Source organism: Streptococcus cristatus ATCC 51100 (genome assembly GCF_011612585.1).
Lineage (GTDB): Bacteria > Bacillota > Bacilli > Lactobacillales > Streptococcaceae > Streptococcus > Streptococcus cristatus_H.
Genome location: NZ_CP050133.1, coordinates 463,249 through 482,438 on the forward strand (window position 1 = coordinate 463,249; position 19,190 = coordinate 482,438).

Annotated in this window: 18 protein-coding genes; 16 read left to right on the top strand and 2 right to left on the bottom strand. The window is 43.3% G+C overall.

Annotated elements, in window-relative coordinates; genetic code table 11:
* The 9 genes from ftsL (at position 1) to HBA50_RS02435 (ending at position 12,057) form a co-directional block, all read left to right on the top strand.
* The gene (gene ftsL, locus HBA50_RS02395) at positions 1-321 is read left to right on the top strand and encodes a cell division protein FtsL (RefSeq protein WP_005591835.1); all 321 of its coding nucleotides are present in this window, start codon (positions 1-3) and stop codon (positions 319-321) included.
* On the top strand, positions 314-2,599 hold the full coding sequence (pbp2x, locus tag HBA50_RS02400; protein ID WP_045500816.1) for a penicillin-binding protein PBP2X: 2,286 nt from the start codon (positions 314-316) through the stop codon (positions 2,597-2,599). The genes ftsL and pbp2x overlap by 8 nt, the downstream gene beginning before the upstream one ends.
* Position 2,600: 1 nt before the next feature.
* Positions 2,601-3,584, top strand: a complete 984-nt coding sequence (gene mraY, locus HBA50_RS02405) for a phospho-N-acetylmuramoyl-pentapeptide-transferase (protein ID WP_045500817.1) — start codon at positions 2,601-2,603, stop codon at positions 3,582-3,584.
* 100 nt (positions 3,585-3,684) lie between these two features.
* Entirely contained in the window at positions 3,685-5,028 is a 1,344-nt protein-coding gene (locus tag HBA50_RS02410) for a DEAD/DEAH box helicase (protein ID WP_045500819.1), read from the top strand.
* Between the two features lie 208 nt (positions 5,029-5,236).
* Positions 5,237-6,043: an amino acid ABC transporter permease gene (locus HBA50_RS02415; protein WP_045500821.1), complete on the top strand. Its 807-nt coding sequence runs from the start codon at positions 5,237-5,239 to the stop codon at positions 6,041-6,043.
* Entirely contained in the window at positions 6,043-6,786 is a 744-nt protein-coding gene (locus tag HBA50_RS02420) for an amino acid ABC transporter ATP-binding protein (RefSeq protein WP_045500823.1), read from the top strand. The genes HBA50_RS02415 and HBA50_RS02420 overlap by 1 nt, the downstream gene beginning before the upstream one ends.
* Before the next feature lie 94 nt (positions 6,787-6,880).
* Positions 6,881-7,105, top strand: a complete 225-nt coding sequence (locus HBA50_RS02425; protein ID WP_045500825.1) for a DUF4059 family protein — start codon at positions 6,881-6,883, stop codon at positions 7,103-7,105.
* A 68-nt stretch (positions 7,106-7,173) separates the two neighbouring features.
* Entirely contained in the window at positions 7,174-8,085 is a 912-nt protein-coding gene (gene trxB / locus HBA50_RS02430; protein WP_045500827.1) for a thioredoxin-disulfide reductase, read from the top strand.
* Between the two features lie 210 nt (positions 8,086-8,295).
* Positions 8,296-12,057: a GBS Bsp-like repeat-containing protein gene (locus HBA50_RS02435; protein WP_045500829.1), complete on the top strand. Its 3,762-nt coding sequence runs from the start codon at positions 8,296-8,298 to the stop codon at positions 12,055-12,057.
* A 283-nt stretch (positions 12,058-12,340) separates the two neighbouring features.
* Here the strand turns inward: HBA50_RS02435 and HBA50_RS02440 are convergent, their stop codons facing one another.
* Positions 12,341-12,640 (bottom strand): bacteriocin immunity protein, encoded by a 300-nt coding sequence (locus tag HBA50_RS02440; RefSeq protein WP_052687630.1) that lies wholly within the window; start codon positions 12,638-12,640, stop codon positions 12,341-12,343.
* A gap of 524 nt (positions 12,641-13,164) precedes the next feature.
* Between HBA50_RS02440 and glmU the strand changes: the two genes are divergently transcribed.
* The 4 genes from glmU (at position 13,165) to HBA50_RS02460 (ending at position 16,204) form a co-directional block, all read left to right on the top strand.
* On the top strand, positions 13,165-14,544 hold the full coding sequence (gene glmU, locus HBA50_RS02445; protein ID WP_045500831.1) for a bifunctional UDP-N-acetylglucosamine diphosphorylase/glucosamine-1-phosphate N-acetyltransferase GlmU: 1,380 nt from the start codon (positions 13,165-13,167) through the stop codon (positions 14,542-14,544).
* 8 nt (positions 14,545-14,552) lie between these two features.
* Positions 14,553-15,104, top strand: coding sequence for an NUDIX hydrolase (locus HBA50_RS02450; protein WP_045500833.1), 552 nt, complete (start codon positions 14,553-14,555; stop codon positions 15,102-15,104).
* Positions 15,105-15,116: 12 nt separating this feature from the next.
* Positions 15,117-15,428: a cell wall synthase accessory phosphoprotein MacP gene (gene macP / locus HBA50_RS02455; RefSeq protein WP_045500835.1), complete on the top strand. Its 312-nt coding sequence runs from the start codon at positions 15,117-15,119 to the stop codon at positions 15,426-15,428.
* Positions 15,429-15,511: 83 nt separating this feature from the next.
* On the top strand, positions 15,512-16,204 hold the full coding sequence (locus HBA50_RS02460; RefSeq protein ID WP_045500837.1) for a 5'-methylthioadenosine/adenosylhomocysteine nucleosidase: 693 nt from the start codon (positions 15,512-15,514) through the stop codon (positions 16,202-16,204).
* A 52-nt stretch (positions 16,205-16,256) separates the two neighbouring features.
* On the opposite strand, the gene HBA50_RS02465 is transcribed toward HBA50_RS02460, so the two are convergent.
* Positions 16,257-17,144, bottom strand: coding sequence for a YitT family protein (locus HBA50_RS02465; RefSeq protein WP_045500839.1), 888 nt, complete (start codon positions 17,142-17,144; stop codon positions 16,257-16,259).
* A gap of 180 nt (positions 17,145-17,324) precedes the next feature.
* Here HBA50_RS02465 and tmk point away from each other — a divergent pair, with 180 nt between their 5' ends.
* From tmk to yabA, 3 genes are read left to right on the top strand one after another with little or no spacing between them, the layout of a single operon-like run.
* Positions 17,325-17,963, top strand: coding sequence for a dTMP kinase (gene tmk, locus HBA50_RS02470; RefSeq protein ID WP_045500841.1), 639 nt, complete (start codon positions 17,325-17,327; stop codon positions 17,961-17,963).
* Positions 17,960-18,862, top strand: a complete 903-nt coding sequence (locus tag HBA50_RS02475) for a DNA polymerase III subunit delta' (protein WP_045500843.1) — start codon at positions 17,960-17,962, stop codon at positions 18,860-18,862. Before tmk ends, HBA50_RS02475 begins: the two co-directional genes overlap by 4 nt.
* A gap of 9 nt (positions 18,863-18,871) precedes the next feature.
* Positions 18,872-19,189 carry a DNA replication initiation control protein YabA gene (gene yabA / locus HBA50_RS02480; protein WP_005591852.1) on the top strand — a complete coding sequence of 106 codons (318 nt, stop codon included), beginning with the start codon at positions 18,872-18,874 and terminating at the stop codon, positions 19,187-19,189.
* Position 19,190: the final 1 nt, after the last annotated feature.

The window sequence follows — 19,190 nt, forward strand, 5'->3', positions numbered from 1 at the left end:
ATGGCAGAAAGAAAGCAACACCCTATTCAAAAACGGATTCGGAAATTTTCTCGAGTCGAAAAAGCCTTCTATGGCTCCATTATTTTAACAGCGATTATCCTTGCAGTCAGTATTGTGTTTATGCAGACTAAGTTACTGCAGGTCAATCATGATTTGACTGAAGTTAATGCTCAGATTGAGTCAGAGCAGGCTGAATTGGATAATATTAAGCAAGAAGTGAATGAATTGACACGTTATGAAAGGCTGTCCCAGTTGGCCAGCTCTCAGGATATGAAACTCCAAAAGGGAAATCGTAAGACAGTGAGTACAACCAATGAGTAATAGATTTTTAAAAAATATTCAGCGATATGCTTTAAAAAATAGACAAAGCCCAGAATACAATCGACGAAAAGTTGGAAAAAGTATGAGTGCCTTGGCCGTCTTTCTTTTTTTCATTTTCTTAATTAATTTTGCGACGATTATCGGGACAGATCAGAAATTTGGTGTTAATTTGTCAAAAGGTGCCAAGCAAGTACACCAAAAGACAGTTGTTGTCGCTGCCAAGCGAGGAACGATCTATGACCGCAACGGTGTCCCGATCGCTGAAGATGCAACAACCTATAACATTTATGCTGTTATTGATAAAAATTACAAATCCGCCGCTGGCAAGGTCCTCTATGTAGAAGAATCTCAGTATGAAAAGGTTGCTGAGATTCTTAATCAACATCTAGGAATGGATAAGGACTATGTTAAGCAGCAGCTTGCGCAAAAGGATTTAAAGCAGGTTTCTTTTGGTTCTCAAGGAAATGGGATCACCTATAGTACTATGAGCTCTATCCGGCAGGCGATGGAGAAGGAAAAGATAGAGGGAATTGATTTTACAACCAGCCCTAACCGCAGCTATAGTAACGGTATCTTTGCTTCGCAATTTATCGGTCAGGCTCAGATGCAAGAGGATAAAGATGGTAACAAAACTCTTGTAGGGAAATCCGGGATGGAGCAGTCGCTAGACCGTATCTTAGGCGGTCAGAATGGTCTGGTTACCTATGAAAAAGACAGCAAAGGCAACATTATCCCAGGTTCAGAGGAAGTTTCTGTTAAGACAGAAGACGGAAAAGATGTGTATACAACCCTCTCTGCCCAGCTACAGACATACTTGGAAACGCGGATGGATGCCTTCCAAGAAACAGCTAAAGGAAAATTTGTCAGTGCGACTTTGGTCAGTGCCAAGACAGGCGAGATTTTAGCAACAACTCAGCGTCCGACTTATAATGCGGATACCAAAGAGGGCCTGAATGTAGATCATTTGAAAACTTGGAATAGCTTCCTTTACCAGACGCAGTATGAGCCTGGATCAACGATGAAAGTTATGACTCTAGCCTCAGCGATTGATAATGGGTCCTTTAATCCAACCGGAACATACGATAACTCGGAATATAAGATTGCAGATGCTACCATCCGCGACTGGGATGTAAACATGGGGTTATCAACAGGACAAGTCCTGACCTATGCTCAAGGTTTTACTTACTCTAGTAATGTTGGGATGACACGCATTGAGCAAGACATGGGAGATGCCAAGTGGATAGACTATCTATCAAAATTCAAATTTGGCTTACCGACTCGTTTTGGTATGGGCTATGAAGAATATGGTGCCTTGCCTACAGACAATGCTGTAACCATTGCTATGAGTTCCTTTGGACAAGGGATTGGGGTAACCCAAGTGCAGATGTTACGTGCCTTTTCGGCTATTTCAAATGATGGTGTTATGTTAGAGCCGAAATTTATCTCTGCTATTTATGATTCACGAACAGGTAGTGCCCGTAAATCCCAGCCAGAAATCGTTGGTCATCCAGTTTCAGGAAAAGCAGCGAAAACGACTCGGGATTATATGATTCAGGTCGGAACGGTCCCTTATTATGGAACACTGAATATCGGCGGAGAACCGGTTATCAAGGTTTCTGGGCAAGATGTGGCCGTGAAATCTGGAACAGCCGAGATTGCGTCAGCTAAGGGCTATTTGGAAGGGGAGAATAATTACATTTACTCCGTAGTAGCCATGACACCAGCTGAAAGTCCAGATTTCATTATGTATGTCACTGTTCAGCAGCCTGAAGTTAAATTTTCACCACTTTTCTGGCAGGAAGTTGTTAATCCAGTCTTGGAAGAAGCTGTGGCACTTAAAGATAGCTTGAATCTAACTGGCGATAGCCCTGCTTTGGAATTGGTTGAAAAAGAAACAACCTACAAAATGCCATCTATCGATGGTTTGACCAAACAACTGAAGTTAAAAAATCAAATCAGCCCAGGAGGCTTGGCTGATGAGCTTCGCCGCAATCTAGTACAGCCAGTCATCCTAGGAACAGGCAGTGAAATCAAGAAGATTTCTGTAAAAGAAGGGCAAGAACTGAAAGCCAATCAACAGATTTTGATTTTAAGTGATAACTTTGAAGATTTGCCAGATATGTATGGCTGGACCAAGGAAAATGTGGAGCAATTTGCTGAATGGCAAGGGCTGGAAGTCAATTTTAAAGGCAAAGGCTCAAAAGTTGTCAAACAGAAGGAAAAGGTCAATACAGACCTGAAAAAATTGAAAAAAATAACCGTTACATTGGGAGACTAGCATGTTAACAGCAATTATTGCAGGAATTCTGACCTTTATCCTAACGCTTGTTGGGATTCCTGCCTTTATCCGTTTTTATCACAAGGCTCATATTTCAGGCCAGCAAATGCACGAGGATGTCAAGCAACATCAAGCTAAGGCTGGAACGCCGACGATGGGGGGAACCGTCTTTCTGGTTGCTTCTGTTTTGGCTAGTTTTGTGACAGCTTTGCTTTCTCAACAACTATCCAACGGTTTGATTATGATTCTCTTTATCTTGGTTCTCTACGGAATCGTTGGCTTTTTGGATGATTTCCTCAAGGTCTTCCGTAAGATCAACGAAGGCCTGAATCCTAAGCAGAAACTAGCTCTGCAGCTGGTAGGGGGAGTTATCTTTTACTTCTTCTACAATCAGCACGGGGCAGGTGACTCTCTCAATGTCTTTACGATTCCAGTGCAGCTAGGTTTCCTCTATATCTTCTTCGTCCTCTTTTGGCTGGTTGGTTTCTCCAACGCTGTCAATCTGACCGATGGAATTGATGGCTTGGCTAGTATCTCCGTTGCGATCAGCTTGGTGGCCTACGGGGTCATTGCTCTGGAGCAGAAGCGCTTTGACCTTCTGATTGTCATTATCAGCATGATTGGTGGTTTGCTGGGCTTCTTTGTCTTTAACCATAAGCCAGCTAAAATCTTTATGGGGGACGTGGGTAGTCTTGCTTTGGGCGGTATGCTTGCTGCCCTCTCCATTGCCTTGCATCAAGAGTGGACCTTGCTTCTCATCGGAATTGTCTATGTCTTTGAGACAACTTCTGTTATGATGCAGGTGATTTATTTCAAGCTGACGGGTGGCAAGCGGATTTTCCGTATGACGCCAGTCCATCACCACTTTGAGCTTGGTGGCTTTTCTGGTCATGGCCAGCCTTGGAGCGAATGGAAGGTCGACTTCTTTTTCTGGGGCGTAGGCCTCTTAGCTAGCTTGCTGACTTTGGCCATTCTATATTTGTAATATGAAGGTGGGTGTAAGCCCGCCTTTTCTTGTCCTGAGCCGAGCAGAAAAGATATTTTTTTGGTATAATAGGTAAGATTAAGAGTAAACAGAGGAAAAAATGAAATTTACAGAATTTAACTTTAAAGATTATATTCAGGCAGCCCTCAGGGACCTGAACTTTGTGGAAGCAACAGAGGTTCAAGAGAAGCTGATTCCGGTGGTGTTATCTGGCCGAGACTTGGTCGGGGAGTCCAAAACTGGATCAGGCAAGACCCACACTTTTTTGCTGCCTATTTTCCAGCAATTAGATGAAGAGGCGAACAGCGTCCAAGCGGTGATTACAGCACCCAGCCGAGAATTAGCAACCCAAATCTATCAGGCTGCCCGTCAGCTGGCTAGCTTTTCGGAGCAAGAGATTCGATTGGCCAACTATGTCGGCGGGACTGACAAGGCTCGTCAGATTGGCAAGCTAGAGTCTAGCCAGCCCCATATCGTCATTGGAACACCAGGGCGGATTTATGATTTGGTTGAGTCAGGCGATTTGGCTATCCACAAGGCTCATACCTTTGTTGTGGACGAGGCTGACATGACGCTTGATATGGGCTTTTTGGAGACGGTCGACCGGATTGCAGCTTGTCTGCCCAAAGACCTGCAGTTTTTGGTTTTCTCGGCCACCATTCCGCAGAAGCTCCAACCTTTCTTGAAAAAATACCTGTCTAATCCAGTCATGGAGCAGATTAAGACCAAGACTGTGATTGCTGATACCATTGATAACTGGCTCCTGTCAACCAAAGGGCGAGATAAGAATGCCCAGATTTATGAGATCAGTCAGCTCCTCCAGCCTTATCTGGCGATGATTTTTGTCAATACCAAGACTCGGGCGGATGAATTGCAGGCCTATCTAACTGCGCAAGGTCTAAAAGTGGCCAAGATTCACGGCGATATCCCTCCACGGGAGCGTAAGCGTATCATGAATCAGATCAAGAATCTAGACTTTGAATACATCGTAGCGACGGACTTGGCGGCTCGGGGGATTGACATTGAGGGCGTTAGCCATGTCATCAATGATGCCATTCCGCAAGATTTGTCTTTCTTTGTCCACCGCGTTGGTCGGACTGGACGAAATGGCCTTCCCGGCACAGCCATTACCCTTTATCAACCGAGTGACGATTCAGATATTCGAGAGTTGGAAAAGCTGGGCATCAAGTTTACTCCTAAGATGATCAAAAATGGGGAATTTCAAGATACCTACGACCGGGATCGCCGCGCTAATCGGGAGAAGACCAAGGAAAAGCTGGACACAGAAATGATTGGTCTGGTCAAGAAGAAAAAGAAAAAAATCAAGCCAGGCTATAAGAAGAAAATCCAATGGGCGGTTAATGAAAAGCGCCGCAAGACCAAGCGAGCTGAAAATCGTGCACGTGGTCGAGCAGAACGCCAGGCTAAGCGCCAGATATTCTAGCCATAAATTCTTTCTATGGACGATATAGAAAAATTATATTTTAAAGACCAGTGAAACTATGATAGACTAGGATTACTGGTCTATTTTATTGTCATTTCCCACTTAGCTATTAAAGGTTTAAAGATTATCTATTCTTGATGCCAAATAGTTTGCATCTGGGTCAAATTATGATAGAATAATGCATTATCGAGAAAGAGAAGTAATTAAAATGTTTACAACTTATATCCTAGCTGCAAACTGGTATGAAGAGCTCTTGAAGCTCCTTCCAGACGGCAAATTATTTAGTTTACGAGCTGTTTTTGATGCCATTCCAGCGATTCTAAAAACCTTACCTGTCACACTTTTGTTGACACTGGGTGGGGCATTTTTCGGCATTATCTTGGCCATGATTTTTGCAGTGGTCAAGATTAACCGCACAAGAATTTTGTATCCTATTCAGGCTCTCTTTGTGAGCTTCCTCCGTGGGACGCCCCTTTTGGTCCAGCTCATGTTGACTTATTTTGGGATTCCGCTCCTGCTAAAAGCCATCAATCAAAAGTATGGGACGGCTTTTAATATCAATGCTATTCCTGCCTCAGTCTTTGCCATTATTGCCTTTGCTTTCAATGAAGCGGCCTATGCTAGCGAGACGATTCGAGCAGCTATTCTTTCAGTGGATCCGGGTGAGATTGAGGCGGCTCGCAGTCTGGGCATGACCAATCGCCAAGTTTATCTGCTGGTCATCATTCCTAATGCAGCAGTTGTGGCAACACCGACTTTGATCAACTCCCTCATCGGCTTGACCAAGGGAACATCTCTGGCCTTTAGTGCGGGTGTCGTGGAAGTCTTCGCTAAGGCTCAAGCTATCGGTGGCTCCGATTATCGTTATTTTGAGCGCTTTATTTCCGTTTCCATTATTTATTGGATTGTCAATATCGTGATTGAGCAAATCGGTCGTGCGATTGAAAAAGCTATGGATATCAAGGCGCCAGCCAATCTGGAAAAAATGGAGCAAGCGCAAGGAGGTAAGATTTGATGATTAAAATTTCCCAGTTAAGTAAGGAATTTTCTGGACAAAAGGTCTTGGATAATCTAAGTTTGGAAATTCAAAAAGGCGAAGTCATTGCTCTAATAGGATCCTCAGGTGCTGGCAAATCAACCTTCCTGCGCAGCCTTAACTATCTGGAACAGCCAGACAGCGGAAGGATTGAAATTGATAACTTCAAGGTGGATTTTTCAACTATTTCACCAGATGAAATCTTGACTCTGCGTCGAAAATTGGCCATGGTTTTCCAACAGTTCAATTTATTTTCCCGTCGAACGGCTCTGGAAAATGTCAAGGAAGGTCTGCGAGTAGTCAAGAACTTGTCTGACCAAGAAGCGACTAAAATTGCCAAGGAAGAGTTGGCAAAGGTTGGCCTGTCTGACCGTGAGAATCATTATCCCAAGCATTTATCAGGCGGTCAAAAACAGCGAGTGGCTTTGGCACGGGCCTTGGCCATGAAGCCAGATGTTCTCTTGCTGGATGAGCCGACCTCAGCCCTTGACCCAGAGCTAGTCGGTGAGGTAGAGAAATCCATTGCTGACGCTGCTAAAGCAGGACAAACCATGATTCTGGTCAGCCACGATATCTCTTTTGTTTCTCAGGTAGCAGATCGGGTGCTTTTCTTGGATAAGGGGCATATTATCGAGTCAGGCAGTCCAGAGGAGATTATCAATCATCCTAAGGAAGCGAGAACCAAAGAATTCTTTGCTAGTTACAAACGGACTTATATTTGATATAATAGAAAAAGTGAAAGCTCAGTTGGCTAGACCAGCTGGGTTTGTTTTCGACTAAAACCTTTTTAAGGCAACTGATTATTGAGGAGCTGACATGTTAATTAAGATTTTTTCTCTCTATATCCAAAGTCTCATCTATACGACAATTCTGGTAGGCCTTGCCGATGGTTTGTGGCTTTTATTGCAGCGGCTCGGTCGCAAGGATCGGACGCTTGCGGTAGGTCAAAGCCAAATTTACGATCTTCTTTTGATTACAATTATGACGATTCCAATTTTGTCTTTTGCGATTTTTGGTTTACTGGTTGTTCTTAAAGCTTAAATACTTGTAAAAGATTAGTTAGTTTGTTAGAATAAAAGTAGTTACAACAAACAGAAAGGAAAAAGATGATGTTCGATACAATGATTATTGGAGCTGGTCCTGCGGGAATGACAGCAGCCCTCTATGCTGCTAGAAGTAATCTAAAAGTGGCCTTGCTTGAACGCGGTATTTACGGCGGTCAGATGAATAATACTGCGGAGATTGAAAATTATCCCGGTTATGCTCGTATCAGCGGACCAGAGCTGGCTGAAAAGATGTTTGAGCCCCTAGAAAATCTAGGCGTAGAGCATTTGTTTGGTCAGGTTGAAAAAATTGAAGACCATGGTAACTATAAGAAAATCATTACTGAGGATGGAGCCTTTGTGACCAAGACAGTGATTTTGGCTTCTGGCGCCAATCATCGTCATCTAGGAGTTCCTGGCGAGGAAGAATACAATAGCCGCGGCGTTTCCTACTGTGCGGTCTGCGACGGTGCTTTTTTCCGTGATGAGGATCTCTTAGTGGTTGGAGGCGGCGATTCTGCCGTTGAAGAAGCGATTTTCCTCACGCGCTTTGCAAAGTCTGTGACCATTGTTCACCGTCGTGACCAACTGCGGGCGCAAAAGCTCTTGCAGGAGCGAGCCTTTGCCAATGAAAAAATCAGCTTTATCTGGGATTCCGTCGTAAAAGAAATCAAAGGAGACGACCGTAGGGTAACCAATGTGGTTTTTGAAAATGTTAAAACGGGACAAAGCAGCGAGTCAGACTTTGGTGGCGTCTTTGTTTATGTCGGCCTAGATCCTGTTAGCGACTTTGTCAAAGATCTGGGTATTTGCGATGAAGCTGGCTGGATTGTGACGGATCAACATATGAAAACAGCTATTGACGGCATTTATGCTATTGGTGATGTTCGTCAGAAAGACCTACGCCAAATTACCACAGCCGTTGGAGACGGAGCAGTAGCAGGCCAAGAAGTTTATAAATACATCACAGAGCATTAAAGAGGAAGAGGATGGGAATCAGACCAAAAAATGATTGATTTTTTGGTCTGTCCCAGCTCTTTTTTATTTTTGTTTACGAATTACATAATAGAAAGAATAGGTTTCAAATCAGTTTTGGATTAAACGAAACAAATTTGTTACCAATTTGTAATAATTGTCCTATTATGCTACAATAAAGGTGTGCAACTCTAAAAAGGATGGAGAAAGCGTATGAAAACAAAAGGATTAGTTTATCTAGCTAGTACAGCTATTTTATTAGCAGCCAGTGCTAATAGCGTTTTTGCTGACGAAACAAATCAAGCAGCAAATGATAGACAGCAATCAGAGCCCTCAGTTGCTGTGACCAATCGAGATACTTCTAAACAGGCTGATCTAGCTAGTAAGCCTTCAGAAGTAGATTCTGAGACAAAGAAAGATAGCAGTACACAGGAAACCTCTTTAGGTAAAGATGAAAAGGTCGCTTCAAGTTCCTCTGAAAAGAATGGTAACTCGTCGCTTGAACAGTCTAAGAACGATTTGGTAACAGTCCCTTCAGAAGATCTTTCTTCAGGAAGAGCTTCATTTAGATCTGTGACAGCTTCTTCTGATAAGCCACAAGAAGCAGAAACAAGGGCAGAATCTGAGCCAAAAGCGAGAGTTTCTCGTGCAGTTGATGACAAGCCTCAAGGCACTATCAATATTACAAATGTCGATCCAAATGCTGGTACCTTCGATGTGCATGTAACCAACATTTCATCCCCTAAGCCCATCAAAAAAGTCGCCCTACCAACTTGGTCCAGTGTGAATGGTCAGGATGATATTATCTGGTACGATGCTAAACGACAAGTGGATGGCACCTATAAAATTAGCGTTACAGCTCGTGACCATAAGATGTCCACAGGTGAGTACAATATCCACCTCTATTATCTCTTGGAAGATAATCAGTTGGTCGGTGTAGGCGGTACAAAAACAACTGTTACCATCGGCAAACCACAAGGAAAAATTGATATTGTCAATAATAATCCAGACACAGGCAGTTTCGATGTTGTTGTCTCAGGAGTTTCTAATCCTTATGGTGTGAAAAAAGTTGTTGTTCCTGTTTGGTCTAGTGTCAATGGCCAAGACGATCTAGTTTGGTATGAGGCGCAGCGCCAGACCAATGGCAACTACACTGTCACAGTCAAAGCTTCCCACCACAAGAACTCTCTAGGTGAGTACAATATCCACCTCTATTATCTCTTGGAAGATAATCAGTTGGTCGGTGTAGGCGGTACAAAAACAACTGTTACCATCGGCAAACCACAAGGAAAAATTGATATTGTCAATAATAATCCAGACACAGGCAGTTTCGATGTTGTTGTCTCAGGAGTTTCTAATCCTTATGGTGTGAAAAAAGTTGTTGTTCCTGTTTGGTCTAGTGTCAATGGCCAAGACGATCTAGTTTGGTATGAGGCGCAGCGCCAGACCAATGGCAACTACACTGTCACAGTCAAAGCTTCCCACCACAAGAACTCTCTAGGTGAGTACAATATCCACCTCTATTATGTTCAGGATAATGGCCAGTTGGTCGGTGTAGGTGGTACAACGACTACAGTTTCTAAGGCTCAACCTAAAGGAACGCTGAAAATTGAAAACAATAATCCAGATACAGGTAGTTTCGATGTTGTTGTTTCTGGTGTTTCCAGTCCGTATGGTGTCAAGGAAGTCAAGTTACCGACCTGGTCCAGCGATAAAGGTCAAGATGACCTGATCTGGTATACAGCAGTCAAGCAGGCGGATGGTACTTATCGAGCAACTGTCAAAGCAGTGAATCATAAGAAATCAACAGGCGAATACAATGTCCATCTCTACTATATTCAAGATGACGGTCAGCTGGTTGGTGTAGGTGGCACTCGAACAACAGTTAGCCTATCTCAACCTAAAGGAACCTTGAAAATTGAAAACAACGATCCAGCTACTGGTAGCTTTGATGTCGTTGTCTCTAACGTTTCCAATCCTTTTGGTGTCAAGGAAGTCAAGCTGCCGACTTGGTCTAACGATAAAGGTCAAGATGATCTAGTCTGGCACACAGCAATCAAACAGTCTGATGGTACTTATCGAGCTCGCATTCAGGCTCGTGATCATAAATATTCTTTGGGAGACTATACTGTTCATCTTTACTATATCCAAGATGACGGTCAATTAGTCGGTGTAGCAGGCACTCAGTTTAGTTTAGCAGCCAAGCCTAAAGGAACCTTGAAAATTGAGAACAACAACCCGGATACGGGCAGCTTCGATGTTGTTGTCTCCGATGTTGTCAGTCCTTTTGGTGTCAAGAGCGTGCATCTGCCGATTTGGTCTAGTGATAAAGGCCAAGATGATATTGTTTGGTACACAGCGACCAAGCAGTCCGATGGCACCTACAGAGCCAGCATTCAAGCCCGCAACCATAAGATGTCCACTGGTGAGTATCATATCCACCTCTACTATCTTCAAGATAATGGTCAGATGATTGGGGTTAGTGGCACAACAACCACTGTGTCTGTCGCTAAACCAAAGGGAAATCTCACGATTGCCAATAACAATCCAACAACAGGTAGTTTTGATGTTGTCGTGAGCGGAGTGAGCAGTCCAGAGGGAGTTCGTGAAGTGCTTCTGCCAACTTGGTCTAGCACTAATGGTCAGGACGATATTATCTGGTATCGAGCAGTCAAGCAAGCTGATGGTACCTACAAGATGAATATTAAGGCAAGCGACCATAAATATTCTACAGGTGAGTACAATGTCCATCTCTATTATGTAGGGAATAATGGCCAGTTGGTCGGAGTTGGAGGAACCAAGACGACCGTATCTCTAGGAACTCCAAAAGGTAAGCTGACTATCCAGAATAATAATCAACAGACAGGTACCTTTGAAGTGGTGGTTTCTGAAGTTGAGAATGCTTATGGTGTCAAGGAAGTTAAATTGCCAACCTGGTCAAGTGCTAACGGTCAGGACGACATTATTTGGTACACAGCAGTCAAGCAAGCCGATGGTACTTACAAGGCGCAGGTCAATCTACGTGACCACAAGTATTCTACAGGCGAATACAATATCCACCTTTACTATGTTCAGAATGATGGCCGAATGGTTGGGGTCGGAGGCACGAAGACAACAGCAAATGTAGCTTCAGAACACATTAAGCCAACGGGTCAAATCACCATTAAAAATAATAATCCTCGATTAGGCACGTTCGAAGTTGTAGTCACTAATGTTTATAGTCCAAAAGGAGTCAGGGAAGTTAGCCTGCCGACTTGGTCAAGTGTTAATGGTCAGGATGACATTGTTTGGTATCGGGCTCAAAAGCAAGCCGATGGTAGTTATAAGGCCCTAGTACGCACCTCTAGCCATAAATATTCTACTGGGGAATACAATATTCACCTCTATTATGTTCAAAATGATGGTAGTTTGGTAGGCGTTGGTGGAACGACTACAACGGTCAGCAGAGGAGTTTATGATACGCCATATTATTCACAACGTGATCCTAGATGGGCTGGTTTATATTATGGGAAATATAATTTAGCAGCTACTGGCTGTGTTCCTACCACATTAGCGATGACTATTTCTGGTATTACAGGTCAAACTGTTTTACCAACAACCGTAGCGGACTACCTTTATCATCATACGGACTCCTTTAACAAAAATGGTCTATTTGGAACGTCAAGTAAGGGGATTGTCCAAGGGGCTCAGAACTGGGGACTGACCACAGATGTCTTGCATTCATCAGCAGCCCTTAAAGAAGCTTTGGCAGCAGGCCATCATGTCATGGCGGCTGTTGGCAATAGCGTCTTTGCTAGCTATCCTGTTACCCATGAGATAGTCTTAAGAGGCTATCAAAATGGCCAAACCCAGGTCTATGATCCTTATAATGCTAATAATAACGGTTGGTACTCAGTGGATTATATCTTTGGTTCAAAGAGCGGAGCGCCTGAAGATAATACAGAAGGCTCACCATTTATCTCTGTGAGAGCTTAGATTGCAGCTGATCACAAAATAATTTATAAGGGACTTTAGCACATGTTCGTATGCTAACAGTACCTACATTCAGGAGGTTTGGACAAAAGAGTCCTAGCCTCTTTTTTATGGCTAGATTGTAAATATCATGCAAGAAAAAAACTCACAGAGCCTCAACTAGTGTAAACTCTAAGTCGCTAGACACCAGCTCCACTAGGAGATTCTATGAGTTTTTATCGTCTTATCATATTGGAAGATGATTTGCGTATTCATCTTGAATGCTTTCAAAAGTGCCAGTTGCAACTTATGCTCTAACAAATGCCATTCCAAGCACACTTCCCCAATAATATTTCCATCTTGTTTTTTCAAGATATTTTTTAAATGAGGTTAATTCATCGGACTTATTCTTCAGCACCTCGTCACATACAAAAGGATACAACTTAAATGCCAAATAACTGATTTGGTCCCCCTTCTGCAGCCCTTTAGCACTAGTTAGGAGCTCTTCCCGTAACTTTGAGCTAATGATGATACTATCGTTATTATAGATTCTGTCAATCTGTTGGTAGTATTCATCTCTCTTCTTGCGATTTTTAGTAAACATCATAACTAACATCTCCTCACAACTCTAAATATATAATTGGTCGGGTAAAAACAAGAAAACTAGAAAGTGGAGCTTACAATCCTTGGATCGTATCATTCCACAGTGGATCACATAATAATAGCATTGTCCTAGCAGATTTGAGACTTTCCTGCACTTTATAAGACAGGTGTGAACACTTGATTTTATGTCATTATAGCAAATATTTCATTACTTATCAATTTTAAATGTGTAATCGCCAACTAAATTTTGATAATAGAAGCAATAGACCTATAGTGTTTAAGGAAAACAATTTGCTGGTCATTCGACGCTATCAAAAGCTAGTATAAACGAAGGAAAAAACGTTTTTAAGCTCCACAAGAAGATTTTAAAGAATTGGTCTGGATGGAGTGGATTGCGAATTGAGCAGAGTGATTTGGTCCATAAACCTTTTTCTCTAAGTGTGATTCCCTGCTTCTGCAATTAGCATTTTAAAAAATTATCTTTTAGTGGTATAATAAGGGTAATATCTTAGAGAAAAGAGTTCATTTATGACAAATTATGCCGTTATTTTGGCTGCGGGTAAGGGTACTCGCATGAAATCAGATTTGCCAAAGGTCTTGCACAAGGTAGCAGGGATTTCCATGCTAGAGCACGTTTTCCGTAGTGTTAGTGCAATTGAGCCTGAGAAGACTGTCACTGTTATCGGACACAAGGCGGAGCTGGTCGAGCAAGTCTTGGCAGGTCAGACCGAGTTTGTTCGTCAGACCGAGCAGCTAGGAACTGGTCATGCGGTTATGATGGCCGAGCCTGTTTTGGAAAATCTAACTGGTCAAACCTTAGTTATTGCTGGCGATACTCCCCTGATTACGGGAGAAAGCCTGAAAAATCTGATTGATTTTCATATCAATCACAAGAATGTTGCGACAATCCTGACTGCTGAAGCGGACAATCCTTTTGGCTATGGCCGGATCGTGCGCAATCAGCACGGAGAAGTCATCAAAATCGTTGAGCAAAAAGATGCTTCTGACTTTGAGCAGCAAATCAAGGAAATCAATACAGGGACTTATGTCTTTGACAATGCCCGTCTCTTTGAGGCCCTCAAGAATATCAATACCAACAATGCGCAGGGAGAATACTATATCACAGATGTGATTGGCATTTTCCGTGAAAATGGGGAAAAAGTTGGTGCCTATACGCTGAAAGACTTTGACGAAAGTCTCGGTGTCAACGACCGCGTGGCTTTGGCGACAGCTGAAAGCATTATGCGCCGCCGGATTAACCAGCAGCACATGATTAACGGTGTCAGCTTTGTTAATCCAGATGCGACCTATATTGATGTAGATGTAGAAATCGCACCAGAAGTGCAAATCGAAGCCAACGTGACTTTGAAAGGTCAAACCAAGGTTGGGGCAGAGACGATCCTGACCAATGGGACTTATATTGTAGACTCAGAAATTGGTCAGCGAGCTGTTATCACCAGCTCTATGATTGAAGAATCTATCGTTGCAGATGGGGTGACGGTCGGACCTTACGCTCACATTCGTCCAGGTTCTAGTCTGGCCAAGGATGTCCATGTCGGCAACTTTGTTGAAGTTAAGGGTTCTTCTATTGGCGAAAATACCAAGGCTGGTCATTTGACCTACATTGGAAACTCTGAAGTCGGTGCTAATGTCAACTTTGGTGCGGGTACGATTACGGTCAATTATGATGGTCAGAAGAAGTACAAGACTATCATTGGTGACAATGTCTTTGTCGGTTCCAACTCGACCATTATTGCCCCAGTTGAGCTGGGTGATAACTCACTGGTCGGTGCGGGTTCTACCATTACGAAGGACGTACCAGCAGATGCTATTGCTTTGGGACGTGGTCGTCAGATTAACAAGGAAGATTACGCTAAGCGACTTCCTCATCATCCTCAAAATAAGTAGGTTCAGCCATGAAATTTGAAGAAAAGACCGTCCAACGGACGGAAATTTATCAGGGACCGATTTTTAAAGTGGTTCAGGACCAGGTAGAGCTGCCAGAAGGCAAAGGTCAAGCCCAAAGAGATTTGATTTTTCATAATGGTGCAGTGGCTGTGATTGCTATCACTCCGGAAAATAAGATGATTTTAGTCAAGCAGTACCGTAAGGCCATTGAAGCGACTTCATACGAGATTCCAGCTGGGAAGTTGGAGCTAGGAGAAAATGCAGATCCGCAAGCGGCTGCCCTCCGAGAATTAGAAGAAGAGACGGGCTACACTGGGCAGTTGGAGTTGGTCTATGATTTCTACTCTGCCATCGGTTTTTGCAATGAAAAAATCAAGCTCTACAGCGCTAGCCATTTAACAAAGGTCGAAAACCCTCGTCCTCAAGACGAGGATGAAACATTGGAACTTTTTGAGGTCAGTCTGGAAGAGGCGGAGCAGTTGCTGCAAAACGGTGATATCTGCGATGCCAAGACCATCATGGCCCTTCAGTACTGGCAACAAAAAAATCTGAATAAATAGGAACGTAGATCAATGGGAAAAGCTTTATTAACAGATGAAATCATTGAGCGAGCCAATCGTGGAGAACATATTGATGGTCCCTTGCTGATGGACGATGAAGAAACTAAGGTCATTTCTATTGCTAGAAAAGGAACTTTCGGCTATGCTGCTCCACGGCAAGCTGTCAATCAGGATACTCTGCAGATTGAAGTTGAACCGACAGTTATCAAAAGTCGTCGAATCGAAAATCAAAAACGAAGTATTTTTCAGGCTAAATTAAACAAAATCCTGTTCTGGATTGTGCTTCTTTTGATTGGATTAATTGCGGCCATTATTTGGCTATGATAAAGAAGGGGAGTGACGGAAACGAGAAAATGAAACTCTGCTTCCTCTCCCTCTTTTTAATGTAAAAAAGGAAAGAATAAATCATGAAAATCGGAATTATCGCGGCTATGCCTGAGGAATTGAAGCTGCTGGTAGAGCATCTGGAGATGGCTGAGAAACACCAGCGCCTAGGGCATGTTTATTATACTGGTCGGATTGGCCATCATGAGGTTGTCCTGGTGGAAAGTGGAATCGGCAAAGTCATGTCAGCCATGAGTGTAGCTGTTTTAGCCAATGACTTTGAGGTGACGGCGGTCATCAATACGGGTTCCGCTGGAGCAGTAGCTTCGGGCTTAGAAATTGGAGATGTAGTGGTGGCAGATCGTTTGGTCTACCATGATGTGGATGTGACAGCTTTTGGCTATGACTACGGTCAAATGGCACGGCAACCCCTCTACTATGAAGCCAGTCGCTACTTGGTTGAGGAGATGAAAGCCGTGCTGGAAAAGACCCAGCAGACGAGCCGAGTTGGCTTGATTGCGACGGGAGATAGTTTTATCGCTGGACAGGATAAGATTGACCAAATTAAGGAGCATTTTCCTGATGTTTTGGCAGTTGAGATGGAGGGAGCAGCCATTGCTCAAGCCGCTCATTCTCTTGGTTTGCCTTTTATGGTCATTCGTGCGATGAGCGATACAGCCAGCCATGATGCCAATATCACTTTTGATGAATTTATCCTAGAAGCAGGCAAGCGTTCAGCCGAAACTCTGATTCAATTATTGAATAACTTAGAGTAAAAAAAGACTTCAGAATGATTATTCATTCTGAAGTCTTTTTTGTAGGATTAATTTATTTGACGATGGGTTGTTTGTTAGAGTCTAAGGTAAAGCCTTCTCCTAAGATTTCATGGGCTTCTGTAATGGTTGTAAAGGCAAATGGATCGATGTCATTGATGAGTTTCTTCATTTGCTGCATTTCGTTACGAGAGACAACACAATAAACGATTTGCAAATCTTGCTTGCTATAGAAGCCCTGTCCTTGCAGATAGGTAACGCCTCTTCCAAGTTTTTCATTGATCGCTTGAGCCAGTTCTATTGGTTTGCTTGTGACAATCAGGAAGCCTTTGCCAGCGAAGCCACCTTCAGCAATCAAGTCAATAACACGAGAGGTGATAAAGACAAACATGAGCGTATAAGAAACCATACGCAGATCTTTGAAGACTAAAAGAACCAGAGAGATCACGATAAAGTCCACTGTCAGCATGAGGCGGCCCATGGAGATGCTGGTATATTTATTGAAAATACGAGCTACAATATCGGTCCCACCAGTCGTTCCTCCAGCGTTGAAAATAATGCCTAATCCGACTCCCAGAATAATTCCCGTTCCAAGGCAGGCTAGTAAGACATCGCCATCCAAGGAAGAGAAGAAATAGTCTTGTAAATGTTTGGAAGCAGGTAGCAATTCGAATAGTTTAAGCCAAGCTGATACAGAGAAAGTCCCTAAAATACTAAGGTAAAGGGTGCGATTTCCCAGTAATTTCCAAGCGAGAATAAAGAGTGGAATATTGATGACCAAATTGGTGGTTGACACAGGAATCTTGAAGAGGTAGTAGACAATCAAGGTGATCCCCGTTGCTCCTCCCTCATATAAGTGAAAAGGAATTACCAAATAATGAATCCCAAAAGAAAAAATTCCAGCCCCCAGAATGATGGCCAGTATATTTTTAAATTTAAACATCAGACTCTCCTAAGAATTTTCTGACTCTATTTTATCAAAAGTTTTCATTTTTGAAAATAATATGAAATAGTTTTCGAGAAATTCTTCTATGGGCTTTTGGGATAATTTTTGGTACAATAAAGCATAGACTAAAATAGGGATTTCTGTATCCATTGGCAGAATGAATGTAAAAGGAAAACGATGAAAAAAGGTATTTTTATATCGCTAGAGGGACCAGAAGGTGCTGGGAAGACCAGTGTTTTAGAGGCCTTGCTTCCTCAGCTGAAAGAGATGGGCTGTGAGTTGCTAACGACGAGAGAGCCTGGCGGTGTGGCTATTTCTGAGAAAATCCGCGAGGTGATTTTGGATAAGGGGCACACAGCCATGGATGCTAAGACGGAGTTGCTGCTTTATATTGCCAGCCGACGTCAGCATCTGGCGGAGAAAGTTCTGCCTGCCCTAGAGCAAGGGACATGGGTCCTGCAAGATCGGTTTATTGATAGCTCGGTGGCTTATCAAGGCTATGGACGGGGCTTGGCAGTTGACGATGTGGAATGGCTCAACCAGTTTGCGACTGATGGGCTCAAGCCGGATTTGACCCTTTATTTCGATATTGATGTCAAGGAAGGTCTGGCTCGCATTGCTCGAAATAAAGAGCGCGAAGTCAATCGTTTGGATCTGGAAGGTCTCGACCTGCACGAGCGCGTGCGTCAAGGCTATCTGGCTATTTTAGAAAAGGAACCAGAACGTGTCGTTAAGATAGATGCTAGTCAGCCGCTAGAGCAAGTAGTGGCCGACAGTTTGGCAGTTATTAAAGAACGTTTTATTAAAGAAAAATGACAGTAGAAGAATTACGTCAGGCCCAGCCTCAGCTTACAGAAACTTTTCAGAAAATCCTAGAAGCAGGGCGGCTCAATCATGCTTATTTATTTTCGGGGAATTTTTCTAGTTTTGCCATGGCTTTGACCTTGTCTCAGAGTCTCTTTTGTGAGAACCGTCAGGGAGTTTGGCCCTGCGGTATTTGCCGGTCCTGTCGCTTGATTGAGAGTGAGGATTTCTCAGATGTGACGGTTGTGCGGCCAGTGAATGGTATTATCAAAACGGAGCGCATTCGTGAGTTAGTGAGAAATTTCTCCCAGAGCGGTATGGAGGGCAACAGACAGGTCTTTATCATCTGTGATGCAGATAAGATGCACGTCAATGCCGCTAATTCCCTCCTCAAAGTCATCGAAGAGCCCCAAAGTGAGATTTACATCTTTCTTTTGACAGCCGATGAGCATCTGATTTTGCCTACCATCAAGAGTCGAACGCAGATTTTTCACTTTCGGAAGAATCAGGTAGCTCTCCAGCACCAGCTGGAAGAGGCTGGCTTAATCAAAAGTCAGGCTGAGTTGCTGGCTGCATATAGCCAGACCCAGGAAGAGGCCGATCAGTTGGTTTCCAACAAGTCTTTCTTTGAGCTGGTCAGTGAGAGTCAGAGATTTGTTAAGGCTGCCTTGACCAATGAGAATCAGGCTTATCTCCAAGTGGCCAAGCTAGCTAAACTGGCTGAGGACAAGGATAAACAGGAGCAGATCTTTAAAATTTTGGAGGTCTTGCTAGCCAAGGAACTTGGAAACGAGGCAGGTCGCAAGAAACTGGAAGATCTCTTAGAAGCAAAGAAGATGTGGCGAGCCAATGTGTCTTTTCAAAATGTTCTGGAATACATGATTTTAAAAGCCAGTGCCCAAGCAAGATAGGAGCAGATAATGAATAAAAAAGAACTATTTGATGCCTTGGATGATTTTTCTCAGACGCTTTTAGTGACCCTTGCCGAGGTAGAGGCCATTAAGAAAAATCTCAAGAGTGTCGTGGAGGAGAATATCGTCCTCCAGTTAGAAAATGATAAGCTGAGAGAGCGGCTAGGTGAGGTAGAGCAAGCAGCACCGGTTAAAATCAATAAAAATCGGGACAACCTCCGCAAACTGTACTACGATGGTTTTCATGTGTGTACAGATTTCTATGGTCAACGCCGAGAAAACGATGCGGAGTGCATGTTCTGCGATGAGTTGTTATTCAGGGAGTAGA

Coding starts and splice junctions, on each gene's coding strand:
- ftsL (WP_005591835.1), top strand. CDS start 1: ATGGCAGAAAGAAAGCAACACCCTATTCAAAAACGGATTCGGAAATTT.
- pbp2x (WP_045500816.1), top strand. CDS start 314: ATGAGTAATAGATTTTTAAAAAATATTCAGCGATATGCTTTAAAAAAT.
- mraY (WP_045500817.1), top strand. CDS start 2,601: ATGTTAACAGCAATTATTGCAGGAATTCTGACCTTTATCCTAACGCTT.
- HBA50_RS02410 (WP_045500819.1), top strand. CDS start 3,685: ATGAAATTTACAGAATTTAACTTTAAAGATTATATTCAGGCAGCCCTC.
- HBA50_RS02415 (WP_045500821.1), top strand. CDS start 5,237: ATGTTTACAACTTATATCCTAGCTGCAAACTGGTATGAAGAGCTCTTG.
- HBA50_RS02420 (WP_045500823.1), top strand. CDS start 6,043: ATGATTAAAATTTCCCAGTTAAGTAAGGAATTTTCTGGACAAAAGGTC.
- HBA50_RS02425 (WP_045500825.1), top strand. CDS start 6,881: ATGTTAATTAAGATTTTTTCTCTCTATATCCAAAGTCTCATCTATACG.
- trxB (WP_045500827.1), top strand. CDS start 7,174: ATGTTCGATACAATGATTATTGGAGCTGGTCCTGCGGGAATGACAGCA.
- HBA50_RS02435 (WP_045500829.1), top strand. CDS start 8,296: ATGAAAACAAAAGGATTAGTTTATCTAGCTAGTACAGCTATTTTATTA.
- HBA50_RS02440 (WP_052687630.1), bottom strand. CDS start 12,640: ATGATGTTTACTAAAAATCGCAAGAAGAGAGATGAATACTACCAACAG.
- glmU (WP_045500831.1), top strand. CDS start 13,165: ATGACAAATTATGCCGTTATTTTGGCTGCGGGTAAGGGTACTCGCATG.
- HBA50_RS02450 (WP_045500833.1), top strand. CDS start 14,553: ATGAAATTTGAAGAAAAGACCGTCCAACGGACGGAAATTTATCAGGGA.
- macP (WP_045500835.1), top strand. CDS start 15,117: ATGGGAAAAGCTTTATTAACAGATGAAATCATTGAGCGAGCCAATCGT.
- HBA50_RS02460 (WP_045500837.1), top strand. CDS start 15,512: ATGAAAATCGGAATTATCGCGGCTATGCCTGAGGAATTGAAGCTGCTG.
- HBA50_RS02465 (WP_045500839.1), bottom strand. CDS start 17,144: ATGTTTAAATTTAAAAATATACTGGCCATCATTCTGGGGGCTGGAATT.
- tmk (WP_045500841.1), top strand. CDS start 17,325: ATGAAAAAAGGTATTTTTATATCGCTAGAGGGACCAGAAGGTGCTGGG.
- HBA50_RS02475 (WP_045500843.1), top strand. CDS start 17,960: ATGACAGTAGAAGAATTACGTCAGGCCCAGCCTCAGCTTACAGAAACT.
- yabA (WP_005591852.1), top strand. CDS start 18,872: ATGAATAAAAAAGAACTATTTGATGCCTTGGATGATTTTTCTCAGACG.